Raw genomic sequence first — 17,579 nt, 5'->3', positions numbered from 1 at the left:
AGTTATCCTTCTAAAATAGCGGAAAGTTCAAACCAACGCTCCGTTTTTTTATCAATGGTATCCGACACTTCTTTGAGCTCAATGGAAAGTTGGTTGATTTCGTCACCGCTCAAATCGGGATTGGTGAACTTGTTCTGTAATACTTCTTTTTGCCCTTCCAGTTTTTGAATGTCCTTTTCCAATTGTTTGTATTCTTTTTGCTCCATATAGGAGAGCTTCCCACTGTTGTCCTTTTCCTTCCAATGGGTTTTTTCCACTTTTTCCGAAGCGTTGCCCTTATTTTCCCTTTCCTCGGCAATCTTGCTGCTCTCGTACACCCTGTAATCGGTATAATTGCCCGGAAAGTCTTCGATTACCCCATTCCCTTTGAAAACAAACAAGTGGTCCACTATCTTGTCCATAAAATAACGGTCGTGCGATACCACGATCAAGCAACCCGGAAAATCCAAAAGGAAACTTTCCAATACGTTCAGGGTAACAATGTCCAAGTCGTTGGTGGGTTCATCCAGAATCAAAAAATTGGGATTCTGAATGAGCACTGTACATAAGTACAGGCGCTTGCGCTCCCCGCCACTGAGCTTCTCAACAAAATCGTACTGCTTTTTTCTATCAAAAAGAAAACGTTCCAGAAGTTGTTGGGCGGAAATCTGCTTGCCCTTTTTTAGGGGGATGTAGTCCCCAAACTCGCGAATGACATCAATGACCTTCTGTCCTTCTTTATCCGGAATGCCTTTTTGGGTGTAGTAACCAAACTTTAAGGTGTCGCCCACCACTACTTTTCCTCCATCCACCTGTTCTTGTTGGGTGATGATGTTCAAAAATGTGGATTTGCCCGTGCCATTCTGGCCAATAATGCCTACGCGTTCCCCTTTGGTGAAGGTGTAATCAAATTTGGATAGCAACGTCTTTTCCCCATATGCTTTGGACACATTGTGCAATTCCAGGATTTTGCTGCCCAAGCGTTCCATGTTCAGTTCCAGTTGCACCTCATGTTCCATACGGCGTTGGTGTGCCCGTTTTTTGATTTCGCTAAAATCATCGATTCGGGATTTGGACTTGGTGGTTCGGGCCTTGGGTTGCCTTCTCATCCAGTCCAACTCTTTTTTGTACAGTTGTTTGGACTTGTGCTGTTCCACTTCTTCCCGTTCCATACGGGATTCCTTTTCCTTAAGGAAATAAGTGTAATTTCCCTTGTAGCTGTACAATTGATTGTTATCCAGTTCAAGGATTTCATTACAGACCCGATCTAGGAAATATCGGTCGTGGGTCACCATGAACAGGGTAATGTTTTCCTTCGCAAAATAGGCTTCCAGCCATTCGATCATTTCAAGATCTAAATGGTTGGTGGGCTCATCCAGAATGAGCAAATCTGGTTTGTTGAGCAAGGCATTGGCCAGGGCCAAGCGTTTTCGTTGCCCGCCTGAGAGTGTTTTTACCTTGGCATCGAGTTGGGTCAATTGGAGTTGAAAGAGAATTTGCTTGTATTGGGTCTCAAAATCCCAAGCATTGAGCCGTTCCATGGCTTCAAACGCTTTTTGGTAGCGTTCGGTGTCTTCGGGGTTTTCCACCGCTTTTTCATAGTTGGAAATGACCCTCAAAGTTTCATTGTCCGTGGCCAGAATGGTCTCTTCAATGGTAAGGTTGGGGGCCAACTCGGGCTCTTGTTCCAAAAAGGCCATTTTAATCCCCTTACGTATGGTCACCTGACCCGTTTCGGTGGCATCCTTTCCGGACATGATATTGAGGATGGAGGTCTTTCCAGTCCCATTTTTGGCGATGAGGGCTATTTTTTGGTCCTTGTTTATTCCGAAGGAAATATCGGAGAACAAGACCAGCTCCCCATACGATTTAGATATGTTCTCTACCGTTAGTAAATTCATGGATGCGGTTTGGTCCTAAAGTTTGGAATACCGAATGAGATACCCATATCGGATGGCCAGGGTCAAAAATAAGGGAATCAGTACAGGGGAAAAAATCTGCACCTTGAATATCCATAGCACCAATGTGAGCCCAATCAGGGCCAATACTGTCCATAGATACTTGGGTGACCATGTAGGCAATTTGTCCTGAAAGGCAAAAATAAAGGCCACTATGGTATTCAGTGGAAATGCCCACAGCACATTGAAATTTTTGGGCGTCGACGTATGGTCGGTGGCCAACCATAATACCAACAAAAAGGTGCCCACCAATCCGGAGATAAAGAATAAGGTGAAATCCAGCCAACGGCTCCGCGTTTGGTGCTTATGGTCAAAATAAGTGATAAGGGCCGTGAATGCCAATAGTAAAACAAACCAAAATAATGGGGTCAGCGGAAAAAAGCGCTGTTGGATATGTTCTGCATAATCCAAGACCGAACGCTCCCTTTTCAACAACGGTTTTCCATTTAAGGAGGTATGCCGTATCTGTTCCATGGCATAGTAGGGCAAAAACATATGTTCCTGTACGGTGGCCTTTCGGTCTACCACAGAACCAAAGGCCAAATCTATGCCGAACATGGACCAAGAATTGACATCCATAAATTGCCGTACCAACTGGCGGAAGGTATATTGTTGATCCAAATAAGAACCATCAAAGACAACGGCATCCCCAAATTGGTCTTTTAGGATATCCCCTGTAATGCTGGAGCAATTGTTCAGTAGCGGGTCATAAAGATAGTCTCGGTTTTGGGGCAGGTAATTGTTTTCGAAAAAAGCGAGTAGTTGATTTCTTTGTTCAAGAGTGAGGTCCAAAATTTGTTCCTTGACCCATCTTTTCTCCATTTCATATTCAAAAAGAAAATCATCAAAACTGCGTCTGGAAAGGGAGTAGATCAATTTTCCCTTGACAAAGTTCAGGTAGAAATTAGGGCGGTTGAAATCAAAAGTACCATAGTTGTAGACCACATCTATCCCCAAGACAGAATCCTGGACCCGGAACGAACTATGGCCAAAGGCATAGTAAAGTTCATCGCCAGCGGCGCAGGTAAGGAGACTTATCTGTGACCTTTCCGAGAGTTGGGGAGCTTGGGCCAAGGCCCGCACCCCTAGTAGAAGAAGTATGGTGAAAAAGAGGGTTCTTGCCGTCATGGTTTGATTTGTCTGGGCAAATATCAGAATAAATACGGCTCAGCCGAACATCAAAATCTTTTTGCCTTATTTTTACGGAAATTGAAGTTTATGAAATCGTACATTCCCAATTTTCTAACGCTCCTCAATGTATTCAGCGGTTGTGTGGCAACGGTTTTTGCAGTTCTCAACCATTTGGAATGGGCCGCTCTTTTTGTGTTTATTGGGATATTTTTCGATTTTTTTGATGGATTGGCAGCGCGTTTGTTGAACGTGCAAAGTGAGATAGGGGTGCAGTTGGATTCCCTGGCCGATATGATCACCAGCGGATTGGTGCCGGGAATTGTCATGTTCCAGTTGCTCAATATGGCGGAACGTGGCGGATGGAACCTCGGTTTTTTTGGACATGACGATGAAATAACCCTACTGCCCTTCTTGGGATTTGTAATTACTTTGGCGTCCGCATATCGGTTGGCAAACTTTAATGTGGACGAGAATCAAGTGTCCTCTTTTAGGGGACTTCCCACACCGGCCAATGCTCTTTTAATCCTTTCTTTGCCTCTTATTTTGTTGTATCACAACAATGAGGTGCTCAGTGGCGTCATCCTGAACCAATGGTTTTTAATAGGCTTGACCTTGGTCAGTGCTTATTTGCTGAATTCCAAGATTGAACTTTTTGCCTTGAAATTTGACAATTGGGGCTTTAAAGACAATGCGGTTCGATATTTGTTTTTGATAGGTAGCCTGATCATGTTGCTGACTCTTAAGTTTTTGGCCATCCCCTTGATCATTGCATTTTACTTGATTGCTTCGGTACTGAACTTCCAAAAGAATGGCCGAAGCTGAACAACGAAATTCCGATAGTAAAGTGTACCCTTCCAAAGTAGGGCTGGAATTGCTTATTCCCGTTCTATTGATTTCTGGTGCGGGCATGGTTCCCGTGATTAAAGATGGAGATTGGATAAAGTTGATCATACCGATTGTGATTTTACTTTTCGTGGTTTCCGTATTTTATTCCATATCCTATGAAATCAAGGAGGAGGTGTTGGTGGTCAAATCCTTTTTTTGGTTTAAAAAAGTGATTCCCATAGCATCGATTACTGGAATTGTGGAAACCTATAATCCCATTTCAGCTCCGGCTGCATCCTTGCAAAGACTTGAAATTCTTTATGATAGATACAATAGTGTGGTTGTCTCACCCAAAGATAGGATGGGGTTCATTACACATTTAAAGGAGTTGTCTCCCTCAATTCAAGTAAAAGTGAAAAAGTGGAAGGAAAAGGACTAAAAGTCCAATTTCTTTTTACGAAGCTCAAAGTTTTGCCCCAAATATACCTTTCGAACCATCTCGTCCATAGCCAGTTCCTCGGGAACCCCTGCTTTTAAGATGCCTCCTTCGAACATCAGGTAAGATCGTTCGGTAATGGCCAAGGTTTCCTGGACATTGTGGTCCGTGATCAGAATACCAATGTTTTTGTTTTTCAATTGGGCCACAATACGCTGGATGTCTTCCACAGCCACGGGATCTACACCGGCAAAGGGCTCATCCAACAAAATAAATTTTGGATCGGTTGCCAAGGCGCGGGCAATTTCGGTACGTCGGCGTTCGCCTCCGGACAAAAGGTCTCCCCGGTTTTTTCGGATATGCCCCAGACCAAATTCATCAATGAGCGACTCCATTTTCATGTGCTGCTCTTTTTTGCTCAGTTTGGTGAGCTGCAACACGCTAAGGATGTTCTTTTCAATGCTCAGCTTTCGAAATACAGAAGCCTCCTGTGCCAAATACCCAATACCGTTCTGCGCCCTTTTGTACATGGGAAAGGCGGTGATGTCCATATTGTCGAGGAAAATCTGGCCTCCATTGGGTTTTATGAGGCCTACGATCATGTAGAACGAGGTGGTTTTACCAGCTCCGTTGGGTCCTAGAAGTCCTACAATTTCACCTTGGTTTACTTCAAGTGAAATGCCTTTTACGACCTTTCGGCCACGATAGGCCTTCATGATATTATCTGCGCGTAGCTTCATAGAAATGTGCCAAAACTAAACATATTCTGTTTCTATGGGATGGTCTTTTGGTTTTTTTTAAGCATCATGCTCCTCCAAATCTTCCCAAAATTCATAGGCTCTTCGCAAATGGGGAACCACAATGGTACCGCCCACCAAAGTGGCAATGCCCAAAGTTTCCATGACCTCTTCCTTACTGGCCCCTGCCTTTTTGGAATGCTCCAAATGATACTTTACGCAGTCATCACAACGGAGAACGGCAGAAGCGACCAATCCCAACAGTTCTTTGGTCTTTACATCCAAAGCACCGGCCATATAGGCGTTGGTGTCCAAATTAAAGATACGCTTGATGAGCTTGTTGTTCTCGGCAAGCAATTTTTCGTTCATCTTGGAACGATAGGCGTTGAACTCATCTACACTATTTGGCATTCTTTCTCTCTTTTTCTTTTTTGGCCTCTCTCTTTACCACCACCTTGGAAATCCGGATACTGATCTGGTACAAAATAAGCACTGGTACTGCCACCACAATTTGGCTGGTTACATCGGGAGGTGTAATGATCGCGGAAAGGATCAAAACGATCACCAAAGCAATTTTTCGATACTTTTTCAGGATTTCCGGGGTTACCAATCCTACTTTGGTCAAAAAGTAAATGATAATGGGGAGTTCAAACATAATCCCACAGGCAATCACCGAGGATCGAACAGCTCCCACATAGGAGGCCAAATCAATTTCATTGAGTACCTCTTTACTGACCTGATAGGTTCCCAAAAAGTTAATGGATAGGGGAGCTACCACGTAATACCCGAAAAGTACCCCTAAAAAGAACAGGGAAGATGCCGTTAAGATAAAACCACGGGAATATTTACGTTCATTCTCATAAAGTCCTGGGCTGATAAATTTCCACAATTCGTACAAAATGTAGGGAAAGCCAAGGATGATACCCGCCCAAATGGAGGTCCAGATATGGGCCGAGAATTGCCCTGCCATCAACCTACTTTGAATGGTAAATGGCATGGTGTCCCCGCAAAATTCGGAATCAATGCCAAAATAGGTGGCAATCCTACAAAAGAATTTGTAGGTGGGGAAGTCCATATTCTTGGGGCCGAACAAAATGGTGTCAAAAATAAACCCCTTGAAAACAAATGCCATACAGGCAATTATAACTATGGCCAGGGTGGAGCGTATCAAGTGCCATCTCAATTCTTCCAAATGGTCCAAAAAGGACATTTCATCTGGATTTTTCTTTGCTGTTTTTGCCATTATAGGATTCCCTCGTTTATAAGGTTATGGATATGGACTACCCCAGCATAGGCCCCATTGTCAAAGGCCAATAGTTGGGAAATCCCTTTTTCTTGAAGTAGTTTCAAGGCGTTTACCGCAAGGGTGTCAACCTCTACCGATTTTGGATTGGATGTCATGATGTCCTTGGCCGTGAGCCCATTGATGTTGTCATATTTGCTGAGCATCCTTCGGATGTCCCCGTCGGTGACCACCCCAACCACTTTGTCATTTTCAATGACTGCGGTAACCCCCAACATCTTTTCTGAAATCTCAACGATCACTTCTTTCACATTTGAGTTGACGTCGACTTGTGGTTTTTGGTTGTTCACCACAATATCGGCGACCCGCAAATATAACTTTTTGCCCAAAGCGCCGCCAGGGTGATATTTGGCAAAATCGGCACTGGAAAAGCCACGGAGTTCCAATAGGCAAATAGCCAAGGCATCCCCCATGGCCATTTGGGCCGAGGTACTGGTGGTTGGCGCAAGATTATTGGGGCAAGCCTCCTTTTCCACAAAGGTGTTCAGGACAAAATCGGCCTGTTTGGCCAATACGGACTCCATGTTTCCGGTAATCCCGATCAATTTGTTTTTCCCAATTTTGATCAGGGGGAGTAGTGCCTTTATTTCCGGGGTGTTTCCACTTTTGGATAGGCAGATGACAATATCGTTCTCTTGGATGGTGCCCAAATCGCCATGAATGGCATCTGCGGCGTGCATAAAAATGGCCGGGGTGCCGGTAGAGTTCAGGGTAGCCACAATTTTTGAGGCTACAATGGCACTTTTGCCCACTCCAGAGACCACAACTCGCCCTTTGGATTCCAAGATATACTGTACGGCATGGGCGAATTCTTCATCGAGCAGACCCATAAGATTGGCTATGGCCTTGCTCTCCGTTTCAAGGGTTCGCTTTGCGATGGATAAAATAGACTGGATGTCGCTCAAGGTAATTAACGGATTAACTGATTGTATTCCTAAAAGAATGTCTTATATTTAAGTTTACAAAGCTAATCAAACTATCTTTTATGTCCATTTATGGAAGATAGAATACTTCCTACTTTTAAATGACGTTGAAAATTTAAAACCCATTTTCCCTTTTCAAGGGATGGGATTAAAATCGAAAATGCTGAAATGAGTCTTACGAATACTGAGTTGCATACCTCACTAAAAAAGATTTTTGGTTTTTCAAAGTTCAAGGGACTTCAGGAAAATGTAATACAGAACGTGCTTGAGGGGAATGACACTTTTGTGATCATGCCAACAGGTGGGGGTAAGTCGTTGTGCTATCAACTCCCGGCCATTATGAAAGAGGGGGCGGCCATCGTCATATCGCCCTTGATCGCCTTGATGAAGAACCAAGTGGATGCCATTCGGGGAATATCCGAGGAACCGGGCATAGCACACGTGCTCAACTCGTCCTTGACCAAGACCGAAGTGAAACAGGTGAAGGAAGATATGACCAATGGTCTTACCAAACTGCTGTACGTGGCTCCGGAATCCTTGACCAAAGAAGAGAACATAGAATTTTTACGAAGTGTCACCATTTCCTTTGTTGCGGTGGATGAAGCCCACTGTATTTCGGAATGGGGTCATGATTTTAGGCCGGAATACCGAAATCTGAAAGGAATCATCAACCGATTGGGGGATGATATTCCCATCGTTGGACTTACTGCCACAGCCACACCAAAGGTGCAGGAAGACATCATCAAAAATTTGGGGATGACCGATGCCAAAGTGTTCAAGGCATCGTTCAATAGGCCCAATCTGTTCTATGAGGTCCGCCCGAAGACCCAAAATGTGGATGCGGATATAATTCGATATGTAAAGCAGAACCAGGGAAAATCCGGTATCATTTATTGTTTGAGCAGAAAACGTGTGGAGGAGTTGGCCCAAGTGCTTCAGGTGAATGGTATCAGCGCCGTACCCTATCATGCCGGTTTTGATGCCAAGACACGTTCCAAATATCAGGATATGTTCCTAATGGAGGAAGTGGATGTAGTGGTAGCTACCATTGCTTTTGGGATGGGGATAGATAAGCCGGATGTACGTTTTGTCATCCATCATGATATTCCAAAGAGTATAGAAAGCTATTACCAAGAAACCGGTAGGGCCGGTAGGGATGGCGGTGAAGGACATTGTTTGGCCTTTTATGCCTACAAGGATGTGGAGAAACTGGAAAAGTTCATGTCCGGCAAACCCGTGGCCGAACAAGAAATAGGCAATGCCCTGTTGCAGGAAATCGTGGCCTATGCCGAAACGTCCATTTCACGGAGAAAATTCATCCTGCATTATTTTGGGGAAGAATTTGATGAGAAAGATGGGGAAGGGGCAGATATGGATGACAATGCCAGAAACCCCAAACCCAAAGAAGAGGCCATGGAAGAGGTGGTGAAGCTTCTGCGGGTGGTAAAGGATACCAATGAAAAGTTCAAGACCAAAGAAATCGTAAAGGTTTTGGTGGGTAAGGTAAATGCCATGATTTCATCGCACAAGACCGATGAAAAGCCATTTTTTGGGATTGGGAAAGACAAGGATAAAATGTATTGGATGGCCTTGGTGCGACAAGTACTGGTGGCCGGGTTACTGAAAAAAGAAATAGAGCGCTACGGGATCTTGAATCTGACCCAAGCTGGGGAGGAATTCCTAAATAATCCCGAATCCTTCATGATGACCAAGGACCACGAGTATACCGAGACCGGCAATGAAGCGGTGGTTACAGCTGGGAAATCTGCCGGAGGCAGTGCCGATGATAACCTGTTAAAATTGTTGAAGGACCTCAGAAGAAAAGAAGCCCAAAAAATAGGCGTTCCTCCTTTTGTGGTGTTTCAGGACCCTTCCTTGGAGGATATGTCCCTTAAATACCCCATCACCATGGAAGAGATGCTCAATATCCAGGGCGTAGGGGAAGGAAAGGCAAAAAAATATGGAAAGCCTTTTGTGGCATTGGTCGCCAAGTATGTGGAGGAAAATGACATTATGCGTCCAGACGACCTTGTGGTAAAGAGTACAGGGGCCAATTCGGCCTTGAAATTATATGTGATCCAAAGTGTGGACCGCAAATTGCCTTTGGACGATATTGCCTCGGCCAAGGGGTTGGAACTGCCAGAGCTCATAAAGGAAATGGAGCAGATTGTCTTTAGTGGCACAAAATTGAACCTAGGCTATTGGATCGATGAAATTTTGGATGAAGACCAACAGGAAGAAATTCACGAATACTTTTTGGAGGCCGATACGGATTCCATTTCACAGGCCATTGAGGAATTTGATGGCGATTATGAAGATGATGAGCTTAGATTGTACCGTCTCAAGTTTATTAGCGAAGTGGCCAACTAAGGGGCCAAATATTCAAAAGGTCCGATTTTTAAGTTACGGAGTGCCATAAAAAGCAATACAACGGCCAGCAATACCAAAGGGGCATACCGATAATTCAATAGACTTTTCCCGTTAAGAATCCCAAACTTTACAAGAAAGTGTTGTGCGAGCACAAACAGTGCGGGCAATATCAGAATATTGTGGCTCACGGCATCCCCGATACGTAAATGTAACAGGTCATGAATGGCCCTTTGACTTCCGCAGCCGGAACAATAGATCCCTAGGTATTCATGTATGGGACATTTGGGAAATAACAACCCGTTTTCTGGATTGAATGAAAAGTAAAGGAGTATTGCCCCGATGGACAATACTCCCAATCCTATAAACAGTGTTTTTTTAGTAGCTACCCGCATTGGACATGGCTCCTAAAAACGCAAATCCAAAAAAGGCAATATAGATGATCCAGACCAAAGCGGAAATACCGATTCCGATGAAGGCCCACATCTTTGCATTTTTTGAAGCTTTTTCTGCTTCTGCGTATTCACCTCTGGCGTAGCATTCATTTACTTTGGAAGCATAAATGATACTGGCAATTCCTGTTGCAATACAGCAGAAAATGGTACTTAAGATGGCCAAAACCATATAGTTGTTTGGTTTAGCCGGCATGTTTTGGTTATTCTCCATTGTTATGATTGATTATTTATTGATATTGTTCCATCATTTGATTGACACGTTCCATATAGCCGTCCCAGCCTCCCATTTGGTTGATTGACCAAAAGGTGTAGATAAGATAAAGTAGACCCAGCACCATTCCTATGATGGCAAGGATCTTTACCGTTTTCAAGGTGCTGTAGTTGGAGTATCCCTCCGGATTCTCGGCATAGGACTTTTCATCTTTCTTGACCAAGAAGAAAGCTATGGCCGCCAAAATTAGTCCGGGTGCTCCTCCAAAGCAGCAGCAAAGCAAGGATAAAATGGCCAAAACCAAGGCCAAGGTAACGTTGGGTAATTTTTTTTGTTCCATGATGTAAAGTTTTATAATATCAGTTTTATGGTGTAATTGATCAATATGAGCGCAACACTTGCAATGCTGAGCCCAATGACCAAACGGTTACTATACTTCATATGAAATACCTCACCGCTGATCAGTACTACAAACAGTGGAAGTAATGTGAACAGTGCAGGGTACATTTTGAAAGCGGCCCAAAGTTCCCCGTTCAATAATAATGAAACGGAGCGTTGCAGGCCACAACCTGGGCAATCCAATCCAAGCAATTCCTTGTTGAGGCAAGGTAGCATGTAATCATTTAAACGAAGTGCTTGAATGGTCAGTGATAGGTTCATGGTTGCTATAAAGGTCAAGAAAAATACTATTATTTTTGCTTATGGGATTAACTTTTTTGGCATTTTTTTAAGATGGGTCATAGTGAGGGTATTACAATTGGGGATAGGGTAGAGGTCTTGGATGAGGCCATTTCCGGAACGGTGGAGGCCATTTCGGACAATATGGCGACCATTGTCACCCCAGAAGGTTTCCCCATGCAGTTTCCCATTAAGGAGTTGGTAAAAGTATCTGGAGATATCAGGGTTTCCAATTTTGAGGTGGCCCAAGTGAAAAAGGAAAAAGAACGGCCCAAACGAAAAACGGGCCCAACCGCAAAGCCCAAACAACGGAATGCACCCAAAATGGAAGTGGACCTGCACATTCATCAATTGGTGAAATCGACCAAAGGCCTTGAAAAGTTTGATATGCTCAACCTACAACTGGAAACCGCCAAAAGACAGTTGAATTTTGCCATTGCCAAGCGGATACAGAAAGTGGTTTTTATCCATGGGGTGGGCGAGGGCATTCTAAAGGAAGAGTTGTACTATCTTTTTAAGCAGTACGAGAACATCAAATACTACGATGCCGATTACCAAAAATATGGGCTAGGTGCCACTGAGGTCTATATTTTTCAGAATGCTTAGGCTATTCCGAGGTAGTGGTGAACGTACCAAAAACATAGGCTTCCTCAAATGTGCCGGCACTGGAACCATTCATGTCCTGAAGCACAAAATTGGTCAATGAAATGGTATGCGTGTAGGTCACAATGCTATTTTCATCAGGTTCCGATGCGGTGGTGGTTACCGATATCTTGCCTTCCGTGGTGGAAAACTCATTTTTAAGTTCTGAGGTATCGATTCCAGCACAAACGGTTTCCGAGGACAAAATGGAACTGGAAATACCATTCCTGAACACTATAGTTTCGGATAAATCCATTTCCCTGGGAGTGTCCCCGGTTTCTACATTTTCCAACAAAGAGACGGGCATGGTCAAAGAGAGGAACTCGTCTTTAAGAACCTTTGATAAAACAATTTGGTCATTGGAAACCCCACATGAGTTGATGGAAATATCTTCAAAGTTGGTGAATATGAGTCCAACACTACTCTCCACACTGGTCTCGTAATCCCCGAAATCTATTCCGGTTTGATCTATGATGCTTTCATTGGACCCATTGGTCAATACAACCTCGGTAATGGTAAAGACATGGTTGTAGGTTTTGGTGGATCGGGTCACTGTATCCAAGGTGCTTATGATTTGGACCACTCCATCGGTTGCATTGATTTCTTCAATGACCGTTGGGGAAGCCGGGGGGATTTCACTACAGAAATAGGAACTGGCCACCTCTCCCGAAAAGAACCTGTAGGTCAAGCTGGATTGACTACCTATGCTACTGGTTATGGGACTTTGGGAAGGTTCATTTTTTATAAGGTTGGACTGGAGGTCCAAGATCAGGGCCTCACTGGTATTTATTTTAAAGAACAATGTGGTTTCAATGTCCTCTTGGCCCGAGCAGAACTGAATGGAGCCTTCGTCAAAATCAATAGCCTCGATTTGTAGGTCACCATCACTGCAAGACCAAAATATTGTAAAGCAAACACCTAAAAAGAAAAGTTTTCTCATGCGCCAAATTTAAAGCAATTCCAATATAATACCCCAAACCTAGGATTTACTTTAAAAGAAATTAACTTTATTTCCCCTATTTTTGACCCACTTAACTTGACAACTGGACTATGCAAAAAGTATACCTGGATAACGCTGCCACAACGCAGGTAAGGGATGAGGTAATTGCACGGATGCAAGAGGCGCTTGCCCAATTCTACGGTAATCCGTCCTCTACCCATAGTTACGGTAGATCCGCCAAGACCGCAGTGGAAAAAGCACGCAAAACCATTGCCAAAACCTTGAACGCCCAACCTTCGGAAATTATATTCACCTCTGGAGGAACTGAGGCGGACAATATGATTTTGCGTTGTGCCGTAAGGGATTTGGATGTCAAAACCATCATCACTTCCAAAATAGAGCATCATGCCGTGCTCCATACCGCCGAAGAACTTGAAAAAGAGTATGGTATTACCGTGGCCTATGTGGACTTGGATGAGGTGGGTAATCCTAAAATGGATCACTTGGAACGTCTTTTGAAACAGGATGAATCCAAAAAGTTGGTCAGTTTAATGCATGTCAACAACGAGATAGGTAATATTATTGATATAGAGGCCATTGGTGCCCTATGCAAGGAGCACAGCGCACTTTTTCATTCTGATACCGTGCAATCCATTGGGCATTATCCATGGGATGTGCAAACAATTTCCATAGATTTTATGACCGCGGCCGCCCATAAGTTTCATGGGCCAAAGGGAATTGGTTTTGCCTTTATTCGAAAAAACTCGGGATTGAAACCATTGATTTTTGGGGGATCCCAAGAACGTGGGCACAGGGCGGGTACCGAACCTTTTCATAATATTGTGGGCTTGGAAGAGGCTTTTATTAGGGCTTATGAGGATTTAGAGGAAGAAACCCAGTTGGTCAGAGAGCTCAAGCAATATTTTATAGAAAAAATACAACAAGAAATTCCCGATGTCGTCTTCAACGGTCTTTCAGGAGACATGGAGAAAAGTACTTACACCCTGGTCAATGTGCGTTTGCCCTTTGACAAACAAAAGGGGTTGATGTTGTTGTTCCATTTGGATATGAAAGGGATTGCCTGTTCAAAAGGGAGTGCTTGCCAGTCTGGCAGCAATTTAGGGTCGCATGTACTTACCGAGATTCTTTCGGATGCGGAATTGGAAAAGCCTTCCTTGCGTTTTTCCTTCTCCAAATACAACACCAAGGAAGAACTGGATTATACCATTGGGGTGCTCAAGGAGTTCGCCGAGAGTTGATCAACCTTTGTTCTTGCGCTTCTTTTCTTTGTCGTAAGGGAATTTTCGCGAAGCGGTCTTCATCATCTTGTCAATGAGTTCCGTGGTGTTCTTGCCTGTTTTTTTGGTGATTTCGTTTTCGTATTTCCACAACAGCTTTCCGGTTTCACCATCGCTTATCTTCACCCCGATCCTGCCATAATTGGCATCTCCACTGAAGTAGTCCAAGAGGCTAAAATTGGTGGGTACTCCTTCGGATAACAGGATATTAAGGTTGAGGTTGCCGCTGATAATGCCGTCCACTTTGAGAATGTCGCACAGCTCCTGGGTAGTATGGATGTCAAGATTGTTGTAATCGATCCCGTTCTGGGCAAGAATGGCATTGGTATTGGCTACATTTTGAAAGTCCACATTGAACTTTTTCCGTTTTTTCCGTTTCGAAAAATAGGTTTCCAAAGCATTCTGTACCGCATATCCTTCCCTTTGGGCCAATGTTTTTAGTTCATCATGGTCCACAGCTTCCTTGAGTTCCAAATGGGCAATAAAAGGGATGATGGCCAGCACACGGTGGTCTTCGGTGAGTTCGTCAAAATTTATGTTCTCATAGATGTTCTTCTGGGCCATTGCCAAGGAAACGGTAAAAAACAGGATAAGAGGAAGGATTTTTTTCATCAGTTGCATTTAAAATCGCATCTCAAACTTGAGATTAAGGACTCGGCTTGTCAGGTAAGTGGGTACGGCAAATTGCCTATGGGTATCTACGTCCCTCACCCAAGTATTGGTTATGGAATTTTGGTTGTTGAACACATTAAAAATTTCAAAACCAACGCTGAACTCCTTGAACTTGTGGAGCCAATGTCCTTCAGGATGTTTGTTTTTTTCGTTTGCAAAAATATAGGAAATTCCCATATTGGCCCTTCTATAATCTCTTAATCTATTCTGAAAATCGTAAGGATCCGCATTGTCCCTTTATTTCCAGAAACAATATTCGCATTGGATATCGGTAAATGGTTTTCATCCAAAACAGTACCAAAAACCGTGGCTGTTTGTCCTTGGAGCGTCACCGTACAAAGCATCACTAAAAATACGACTATGGACTTGGGGTGAATCAAGCTGTTATTTTCTAAAAAAGATGCCCGTATAGGTACTGGAGTTGCCTACATTATCCGTAACGGTTACTTTGAGCTCACATTGAGTGTCGTTCAAGATCTTGTCATCAAAATTGTAGGTAATGGTATTCGTCTTTGGTTCATACTCCATTAAGACCCATTTGCCATTTATGGTGGCGGAATAGGTGTCTATTCCACTAAGGTCATCCGAAATTTTCAAGCTCAGGTAGCTATAATTGCTCAGCCATTGTTGCTCCTTGAAGTTTTTTGGGGATATGGTAGGGGCAACACTGTCCTTTACCAGAGTGTACATTCCCAAAGCCCGTGTTCGGGTGGTAAAGGAGCCGTCCCGCTTATAGGTTTTGGAATAGGAGGGTCTCATATGGTCATCCAAACGGGCTATGAACAATTGTCTTCTTTCCTCCAAAGGGTATTGGGAGGGGTCAAAGCTGATGGTGAAGTTTCGGTGGGCCGCAACACTGTTGTCGTGTATGGTAATGGTGTCCTTGCCTTTTTGCAGGTTCATGTAAAAATCCTCATAAAAGGTGTTTGCTGGAAAGTAGACCTTGGCAGCCCCAAGGTCAAAGTTGTTGGGTTTGTCCGCAATGATAAAATCCTTGGTGGTGGTATCATCTTTTTTGATTTTAACGGCCTCTTGCTTTCCTTCAACCGGGATAATAAGTTTGGTTTCGTTGCCCTCTATGTCTGAAATCAGCAATTCCACGGTATAGGACATCCCCTCTTCAATATCTATTTTTCCATTGTTGTAGAGGGTTTTGTAAATGCTCAGATGATTATAAGGTTCCTTGAAACATTTTTGGATGCGCTGCCGATATTTTCCGAAATGGGCATAATCTATCAAGGTGTTGATGTAGCGCGTCTCTCCAAAGGAGAACGATTCAAAATCATATTCCAGATAGACCCGGCCATTTACGGTTTGCTTAACGGCATAGACGCCATTTTGGTTGGCGGCCATGTCTTGGCGGTCAAAACTGTTGATTCCAAAACCTATGGTGCCAAGGGCAGTGACCTTATCGGCCAAAAAAGAACCATCGGCTTGTCTGGTAAAATTCAGCTGTATTTTTTGGGCGCTCCGGTTCACCAAAGCGTCATTGGATAGGGGGTAAGCAAAGAGTCCCACCAAGGAAGGGTCTGTGGCATCCCTTACCTCATAACCATAGAGTAGAGGGTTGGTAGGTTTTTCGGAAACACTGCTTCGTAGTTCAAAATGGAGGTGTGGGCCGGAGGATCCCCCCGTATTCCCGGAAAAGGCAACTATGTTACCTTTGTCGACCTTTAACTCACCATATTCAGGGAATATTTCCACTTCGTAGGACTGTTTGTCGTACTGGATTTTTTTTACGTACTCTTCTATTTCGGGACCAAACTTTTTTAGGTGGCCATAAACCGAGGTGTGTCCGCTAGGATGCGCTATATAGAGGGCTTTCCCGTACCCCCAGTGCGAAACTTTTATCCGGGTCACGGTGCCATCGGCAACCGCGAGAACGGGCAGACCTTCCCGTTGTTGGGTTTTTATGTCTATTCCGGAATGAAAGTGGTTGGACCGTAACTCCCCAAAAGTGCCGGCAAGGACCATTGGGATTTCCAAAGGGGACCGAAAAGTGTTCGTAGGGTATTTTTCTTGTGCAACAAGTATCAGGGAAAGCAAAAAGAAGACTCCAAAAAAATTGAGACGCATACAATGTTTTATAATTAAATACGAAAATAACCAATGTTTTGATTTGTAAAAAGGGTCAAACATGGGTCCATGGGGTTAAATTAGTGCTTTAAGAATAAATCCAAAAAGTATTGCGAAGTTACCCAAGGTTGGTTAACTTTGTGTGATACGCATTGATGTTTGCATATATGGGCGAACTTGTTGAGATTGTTGATTCTTTGGAAAACAAAGTGAGCAAACTGTTGCACAAAATGGAATTGTTGCATCAGGCGAATGCCAAGTTGAAAGAAGAATTGAACCTGGAAAAGGAAGAAAACAAACGCATACAGGAAGCCGTTCTGGAATGGGAAGAAAAGTACAATTCCTTAAAAATGGCAAACACGATGCTGGGTAGTAATACTAGCAAGACAGAAGCTAAGCTCAAAATAAATACGTTGATCCGTGAATTGGATGTATGCATTGCCAAATTAGCGGATTGATAGTACCGATAAGATGGAAGAAAAGCTCAAAATAAAGCTTTCCATTGCTGATAGGGTATATCCGTTGACGATAGATCCCAAACAGGAGGAAGGATTGCGGAAAGCGGCCAAAAACATAGAAAGTTTGGTCAAAAAGTTCGAGCAAAACTATGCGGTTCGGGACAAGCAGGACGTTTTGGCCATGTGTGCCTTACAGTTCGCTTCAAAAATAGAGCAAGGCGGAATAGACCAGTCCGAAGGAACAAAGGCCGCCATGGAACGGCTCAAGGCCCTGAACGATTTGGTGTATTCCAAACTAGGGGAATAAGTTCTTTAAAATAAACAATGTTACTGCCCACGTTGGTATCATTTTTTTGACAAACTCAACACTATTATAATTCAAGAGGGTGAGTTTAGGTTGTAAAAGCAGGCCCTACCTGTATAGGGATCCTTGAGCAGCTTGTTAGCCCTAAACCTGTAATTTGGAGTTTGTACAAAACTTCGACCAATG

At 43.7% G+C, this 17,579-nt stretch carries 21 protein-coding genes and 1 other RNA gene; 8 read left to right on the top strand and 14 right to left on the bottom strand.

The window, feature by feature from the left end; all coding sequences use genetic code 11:
- Window positions 1-2 precede the first annotated feature (2 nt).
- Both DN53_RS03000 and DN53_RS02995 read right to left on the bottom strand, forming a co-directional pair.
- The gene (locus tag DN53_RS03000; protein ID WP_129652924.1) at window positions 3-1,880 is read right to left on the bottom strand and encodes an ABC-F family ATP-binding cassette domain-containing protein; all 1,878 of its coding nucleotides are present in this window, start codon (window positions 1,878-1,880) and stop codon (window positions 3-5) included.
- A 15-nt stretch (window positions 1,881-1,895) separates the two neighbouring features.
- Window positions 1,896-3,065, bottom strand: a complete 1,170-nt coding sequence (locus tag DN53_RS02995; protein WP_129652923.1) for a lipoprotein N-acyltransferase Lnb domain-containing protein — start codon at window positions 3,063-3,065, stop codon at window positions 1,896-1,898.
- Between the two features lie 90 nt (window positions 3,066-3,155).
- Here DN53_RS02995 and DN53_RS02990 point away from each other — a divergent pair, with 90 nt between their 5' ends.
- Together DN53_RS02990 and DN53_RS02985 are read left to right on the top strand one after the other, a co-directional pair.
- Window positions 3,156-3,890, top strand: a complete 735-nt coding sequence (locus tag DN53_RS02990) for a CDP-alcohol phosphatidyltransferase family protein (protein ID WP_129652922.1) — start codon at window positions 3,156-3,158, stop codon at window positions 3,888-3,890.
- Window positions 3,877-4,332 (top strand): PH domain-containing protein, encoded by a 456-nt coding sequence (locus DN53_RS02985; RefSeq protein ID WP_129652921.1) that lies wholly within the window; start codon window positions 3,877-3,879, stop codon window positions 4,330-4,332. Before DN53_RS02990 ends, DN53_RS02985 begins: the two co-directional genes overlap by 14 nt.
- On the opposite strand, the gene lptB is transcribed toward DN53_RS02985, so the two are convergent.
- From lptB to DN53_RS02965, 4 genes are read right to left on the bottom strand one after another with little or no spacing between them, the layout of a single operon-like run.
- Window positions 4,329-5,069 (bottom strand): LPS export ABC transporter ATP-binding protein, encoded by a 741-nt coding sequence (gene lptB, locus DN53_RS02980; protein ID WP_129652920.1) that lies wholly within the window; start codon window positions 5,067-5,069, stop codon window positions 4,329-4,331. The two genes, DN53_RS02985 and lptB, sit on opposite strands and share 4 nt — an antisense overlap.
- Before the next feature lie 57 nt (window positions 5,070-5,126).
- A complete protein-coding gene (locus tag DN53_RS02975; protein ID WP_116218205.1) occupies window positions 5,127-5,477 on the bottom strand; it encodes a carboxymuconolactone decarboxylase family protein in 351 nt (116 codons plus the stop codon).
- On the bottom strand, window positions 5,467-6,309 hold the full coding sequence (gene tatC, locus DN53_RS02970; protein WP_129652919.1) for a twin-arginine translocase subunit TatC: 843 nt from the start codon (window positions 6,307-6,309) through the stop codon (window positions 5,467-5,469). Before tatC ends, DN53_RS02975 begins: the two co-directional genes overlap by 11 nt.
- Window positions 6,309-7,274, bottom strand: a complete 966-nt coding sequence (locus tag DN53_RS02965; protein WP_129652918.1) for a KpsF/GutQ family sugar-phosphate isomerase — start codon at window positions 7,272-7,274, stop codon at window positions 6,309-6,311. Before DN53_RS02965 ends, tatC begins: the two co-directional genes overlap by 1 nt.
- A 186-nt stretch (window positions 7,275-7,460) precedes the next feature.
- On the opposite strand from DN53_RS02965, the gene recQ reads away from it, so the two are divergent.
- A complete protein-coding gene (gene recQ, locus DN53_RS02960; protein ID WP_129652917.1) occupies window positions 7,461-9,662 on the top strand; it encodes a DNA helicase RecQ in 2,202 nt (733 codons plus the stop codon).
- Here recQ and DN53_RS02955 read toward each other — a convergent pair.
- The 4 genes from DN53_RS02955 to DN53_RS02940 are packed head-to-tail and all read right to left on the bottom strand — an operon-like array spanning window position 9,659 to window position 11,003.
- Window positions 9,659-10,054 (bottom strand): DUF2752 domain-containing protein, encoded by a 396-nt coding sequence (locus DN53_RS02955; RefSeq protein ID WP_129652916.1) that lies wholly within the window; start codon window positions 10,052-10,054, stop codon window positions 9,659-9,661. The genes recQ and DN53_RS02955 overlap by 4 nt on opposite strands.
- Window positions 10,038-10,325 carry a CD225/dispanin family protein gene (locus DN53_RS02950; RefSeq protein ID WP_242502053.1) on the bottom strand — a complete coding sequence of 96 codons (288 nt, stop codon included), beginning with the start codon at window positions 10,323-10,325 and terminating at the stop codon, window positions 10,038-10,040. The genes DN53_RS02955 and DN53_RS02950 overlap by 17 nt, the downstream gene beginning before the upstream one ends.
- A gap of 16 nt (window positions 10,326-10,341) precedes the next feature.
- Window positions 10,342-10,665, bottom strand: coding sequence for a CCC motif membrane protein (locus DN53_RS02945; RefSeq protein ID WP_129652915.1), 324 nt, complete (start codon window positions 10,663-10,665; stop codon window positions 10,342-10,344).
- 11 nt (window positions 10,666-10,676) lie between these two features.
- Window positions 10,677-11,003: a DUF2752 domain-containing protein gene (locus DN53_RS02940; RefSeq protein WP_242502052.1), complete on the bottom strand. Its 327-nt coding sequence runs from the start codon at window positions 11,001-11,003 to the stop codon at window positions 10,677-10,679.
- A 54-nt stretch (window positions 11,004-11,057) separates the two neighbouring features.
- On the opposite strand from DN53_RS02940, the gene DN53_RS02935 reads away from it, so the two are divergent.
- Window positions 11,058-11,609, top strand: coding sequence for a Smr/MutS family protein (locus DN53_RS02935; RefSeq protein WP_129652914.1), 552 nt, complete (start codon window positions 11,058-11,060; stop codon window positions 11,607-11,609).
- A 1-nt stretch (window position 11,610) separates the two neighbouring features.
- On the opposite strand, the gene DN53_RS02930 is transcribed toward DN53_RS02935, so the two are convergent.
- On the bottom strand, window positions 11,611-12,585 hold the full coding sequence (locus DN53_RS02930) for a hypothetical protein (RefSeq protein ID WP_129652913.1): 975 nt from the start codon (window positions 12,583-12,585) through the stop codon (window positions 11,611-11,613).
- Between the two features lie 110 nt (window positions 12,586-12,695).
- On the opposite strand from DN53_RS02930, the gene DN53_RS02925 reads away from it, so the two are divergent.
- Window positions 12,696-13,844 carry a cysteine desulfurase family protein gene (locus DN53_RS02925; RefSeq protein ID WP_129652912.1) on the top strand — a complete coding sequence of 383 codons (1,149 nt, stop codon included), beginning with the start codon at window positions 12,696-12,698 and terminating at the stop codon, window positions 13,842-13,844.
- Here DN53_RS02925 and DN53_RS02920 read toward each other — a convergent pair whose 3' ends face one another.
- The 3 genes from DN53_RS02920 to DN53_RS02910 all read right to left on the bottom strand — a co-directional run bounded on the left by DN53_RS02920 (window position 13,845) and on the right by DN53_RS02910 (window position 16,631).
- Window positions 13,845-14,495: a hypothetical protein gene (locus tag DN53_RS02920; RefSeq protein WP_129652911.1), complete on the bottom strand. Its 651-nt coding sequence runs from the start codon at window positions 14,493-14,495 to the stop codon at window positions 13,845-13,847.
- A gap of 9 nt (window positions 14,496-14,504) precedes the next feature.
- Window positions 14,505-14,732 (bottom strand): hypothetical protein, encoded by a 228-nt coding sequence (locus DN53_RS02915; RefSeq protein WP_129652910.1) that lies wholly within the window; start codon window positions 14,730-14,732, stop codon window positions 14,505-14,507.
- Window positions 14,733-14,939: 207 nt separating this feature from the next.
- Window positions 14,940-16,631 carry a M23 family metallopeptidase gene (locus DN53_RS02910; RefSeq protein WP_129652909.1) on the bottom strand — a complete coding sequence of 564 codons (1,692 nt, stop codon included), beginning with the start codon at window positions 16,629-16,631 and terminating at the stop codon, window positions 14,940-14,942.
- 167 nt (window positions 16,632-16,798) lie between these two features.
- On the opposite strand from DN53_RS02910, the gene DN53_RS02905 reads away from it, so the two are divergent.
- From DN53_RS02905 to ssrS, 3 genes are all read left to right on the top strand, one after another.
- Entirely contained in the window at window positions 16,799-17,089 is a 291-nt protein-coding gene (locus tag DN53_RS02905; protein ID WP_116218712.1) for a hypothetical protein, read from the top strand.
- Between the two features lie 13 nt (window positions 17,090-17,102).
- Window positions 17,103-17,396, top strand: coding sequence for a cell division protein ZapA (locus DN53_RS02900; RefSeq protein ID WP_116218193.1), 294 nt, complete (start codon window positions 17,103-17,105; stop codon window positions 17,394-17,396).
- 53 nt (window positions 17,397-17,449) lie between these two features.
- Window positions 17,450-17,559, top strand: a non-coding RNA gene (gene ssrS, locus DN53_RS02895) — 6S RNA.
- Window positions 17,560-17,579: the final 20 nt, after the last annotated feature.

The sequence above is a fragment of the Flagellimonas olearia genome, assembly GCF_004150225.1.
GTDB lineage: Bacteria > Bacteroidota > Bacteroidia > Flavobacteriales > Flavobacteriaceae > Flagellimonas > Flagellimonas olearia.
Note: the sequence above shows the minus strand (reverse complement) of the source record. Positions and strands in the feature narration are given on the sequence as shown.

What these genes read in the sequence shown, in the direction of transcription:
- DN53_RS02935 (WP_129652914.1), top strand. Translation starts at nt 11,058, where the DNA reads ATGGGTCATAGTGAGGGTATTACAATTGGGGATAGGGTAGAGGTCTTG.
- DN53_RS02920 (WP_129652911.1), bottom strand. Translation starts at nt 14,495, where the DNA reads ATGAAAAAAATCCTTCCTCTTATCCTGTTTTTTACCGTTTCCTTGGCA.
- DN53_RS02910 (WP_129652909.1), bottom strand. Translation starts at nt 16,631, where the DNA reads ATGCGTCTCAATTTTTTTGGAGTCTTCTTTTTGCTTTCCCTGATACTT.
- DN53_RS02990 (WP_129652922.1), top strand. Translation starts at nt 3,156, where the DNA reads ATGAAATCGTACATTCCCAATTTTCTAACGCTCCTCAATGTATTCAGC.
- DN53_RS02905 (WP_116218712.1), top strand. Translation starts at nt 16,799, where the DNA reads ATGGGCGAACTTGTTGAGATTGTTGATTCTTTGGAAAACAAAGTGAGC.
- DN53_RS02955 (WP_129652916.1), bottom strand. Translation starts at nt 10,054, where the DNA reads ATGCGGGTAGCTACTAAAAAAACACTGTTTATAGGATTGGGAGTATTG.
- DN53_RS02915 (WP_129652910.1), bottom strand. Translation starts at nt 14,732, where the DNA reads ATGGGAATTTCCTATATTTTTGCAAACGAAAAAAACAAACATCCTGAA.
- DN53_RS02995 (WP_129652923.1), bottom strand. Translation starts at nt 3,065, where the DNA reads ATGACGGCAAGAACCCTCTTTTTCACCATACTTCTTCTACTAGGGGTG.
- recQ (WP_129652917.1), top strand. Translation starts at nt 7,461, where the DNA reads ATGAGTCTTACGAATACTGAGTTGCATACCTCACTAAAAAAGATTTTT.
- DN53_RS03000 (WP_129652924.1), bottom strand. Translation starts at nt 1,880, where the DNA reads ATGAATTTACTAACGGTAGAGAACATATCTAAATCGTATGGGGAGCTG.
- DN53_RS02985 (WP_129652921.1), top strand. Translation starts at nt 3,877, where the DNA reads ATGGCCGAAGCTGAACAACGAAATTCCGATAGTAAAGTGTACCCTTCC.
- tatC (WP_129652919.1), bottom strand. Translation starts at nt 6,309, where the DNA reads ATGGCAAAAACAGCAAAGAAAAATCCAGATGAAATGTCCTTTTTGGAC.
- DN53_RS02975 (WP_116218205.1), bottom strand. Translation starts at nt 5,477, where the DNA reads ATGCCAAATAGTGTAGATGAGTTCAACGCCTATCGTTCCAAGATGAAC.
- lptB (WP_129652920.1), bottom strand. Translation starts at nt 5,069, where the DNA reads ATGAAGCTACGCGCAGATAATATCATGAAGGCCTATCGTGGCCGAAAG.
- DN53_RS02945 (WP_129652915.1), bottom strand. Translation starts at nt 10,665, where the DNA reads ATGGAACAAAAAAAATTACCCAACGTTACCTTGGCCTTGGTTTTGGCC.
- DN53_RS02930 (WP_129652913.1), bottom strand. Translation starts at nt 12,585, where the DNA reads ATGAGAAAACTTTTCTTTTTAGGTGTTTGCTTTACAATATTTTGGTCT.
- DN53_RS02925 (WP_129652912.1), top strand. Translation starts at nt 12,696, where the DNA reads ATGCAAAAAGTATACCTGGATAACGCTGCCACAACGCAGGTAAGGGAT.
- DN53_RS02900 (WP_116218193.1), top strand. Translation starts at nt 17,103, where the DNA reads ATGGAAGAAAAGCTCAAAATAAAGCTTTCCATTGCTGATAGGGTATAT.
- DN53_RS02950 (WP_242502053.1), bottom strand. Translation starts at nt 10,325, where the DNA reads ATGGAGAATAACCAAAACATGCCGGCTAAACCAAACAACTATATGGTT.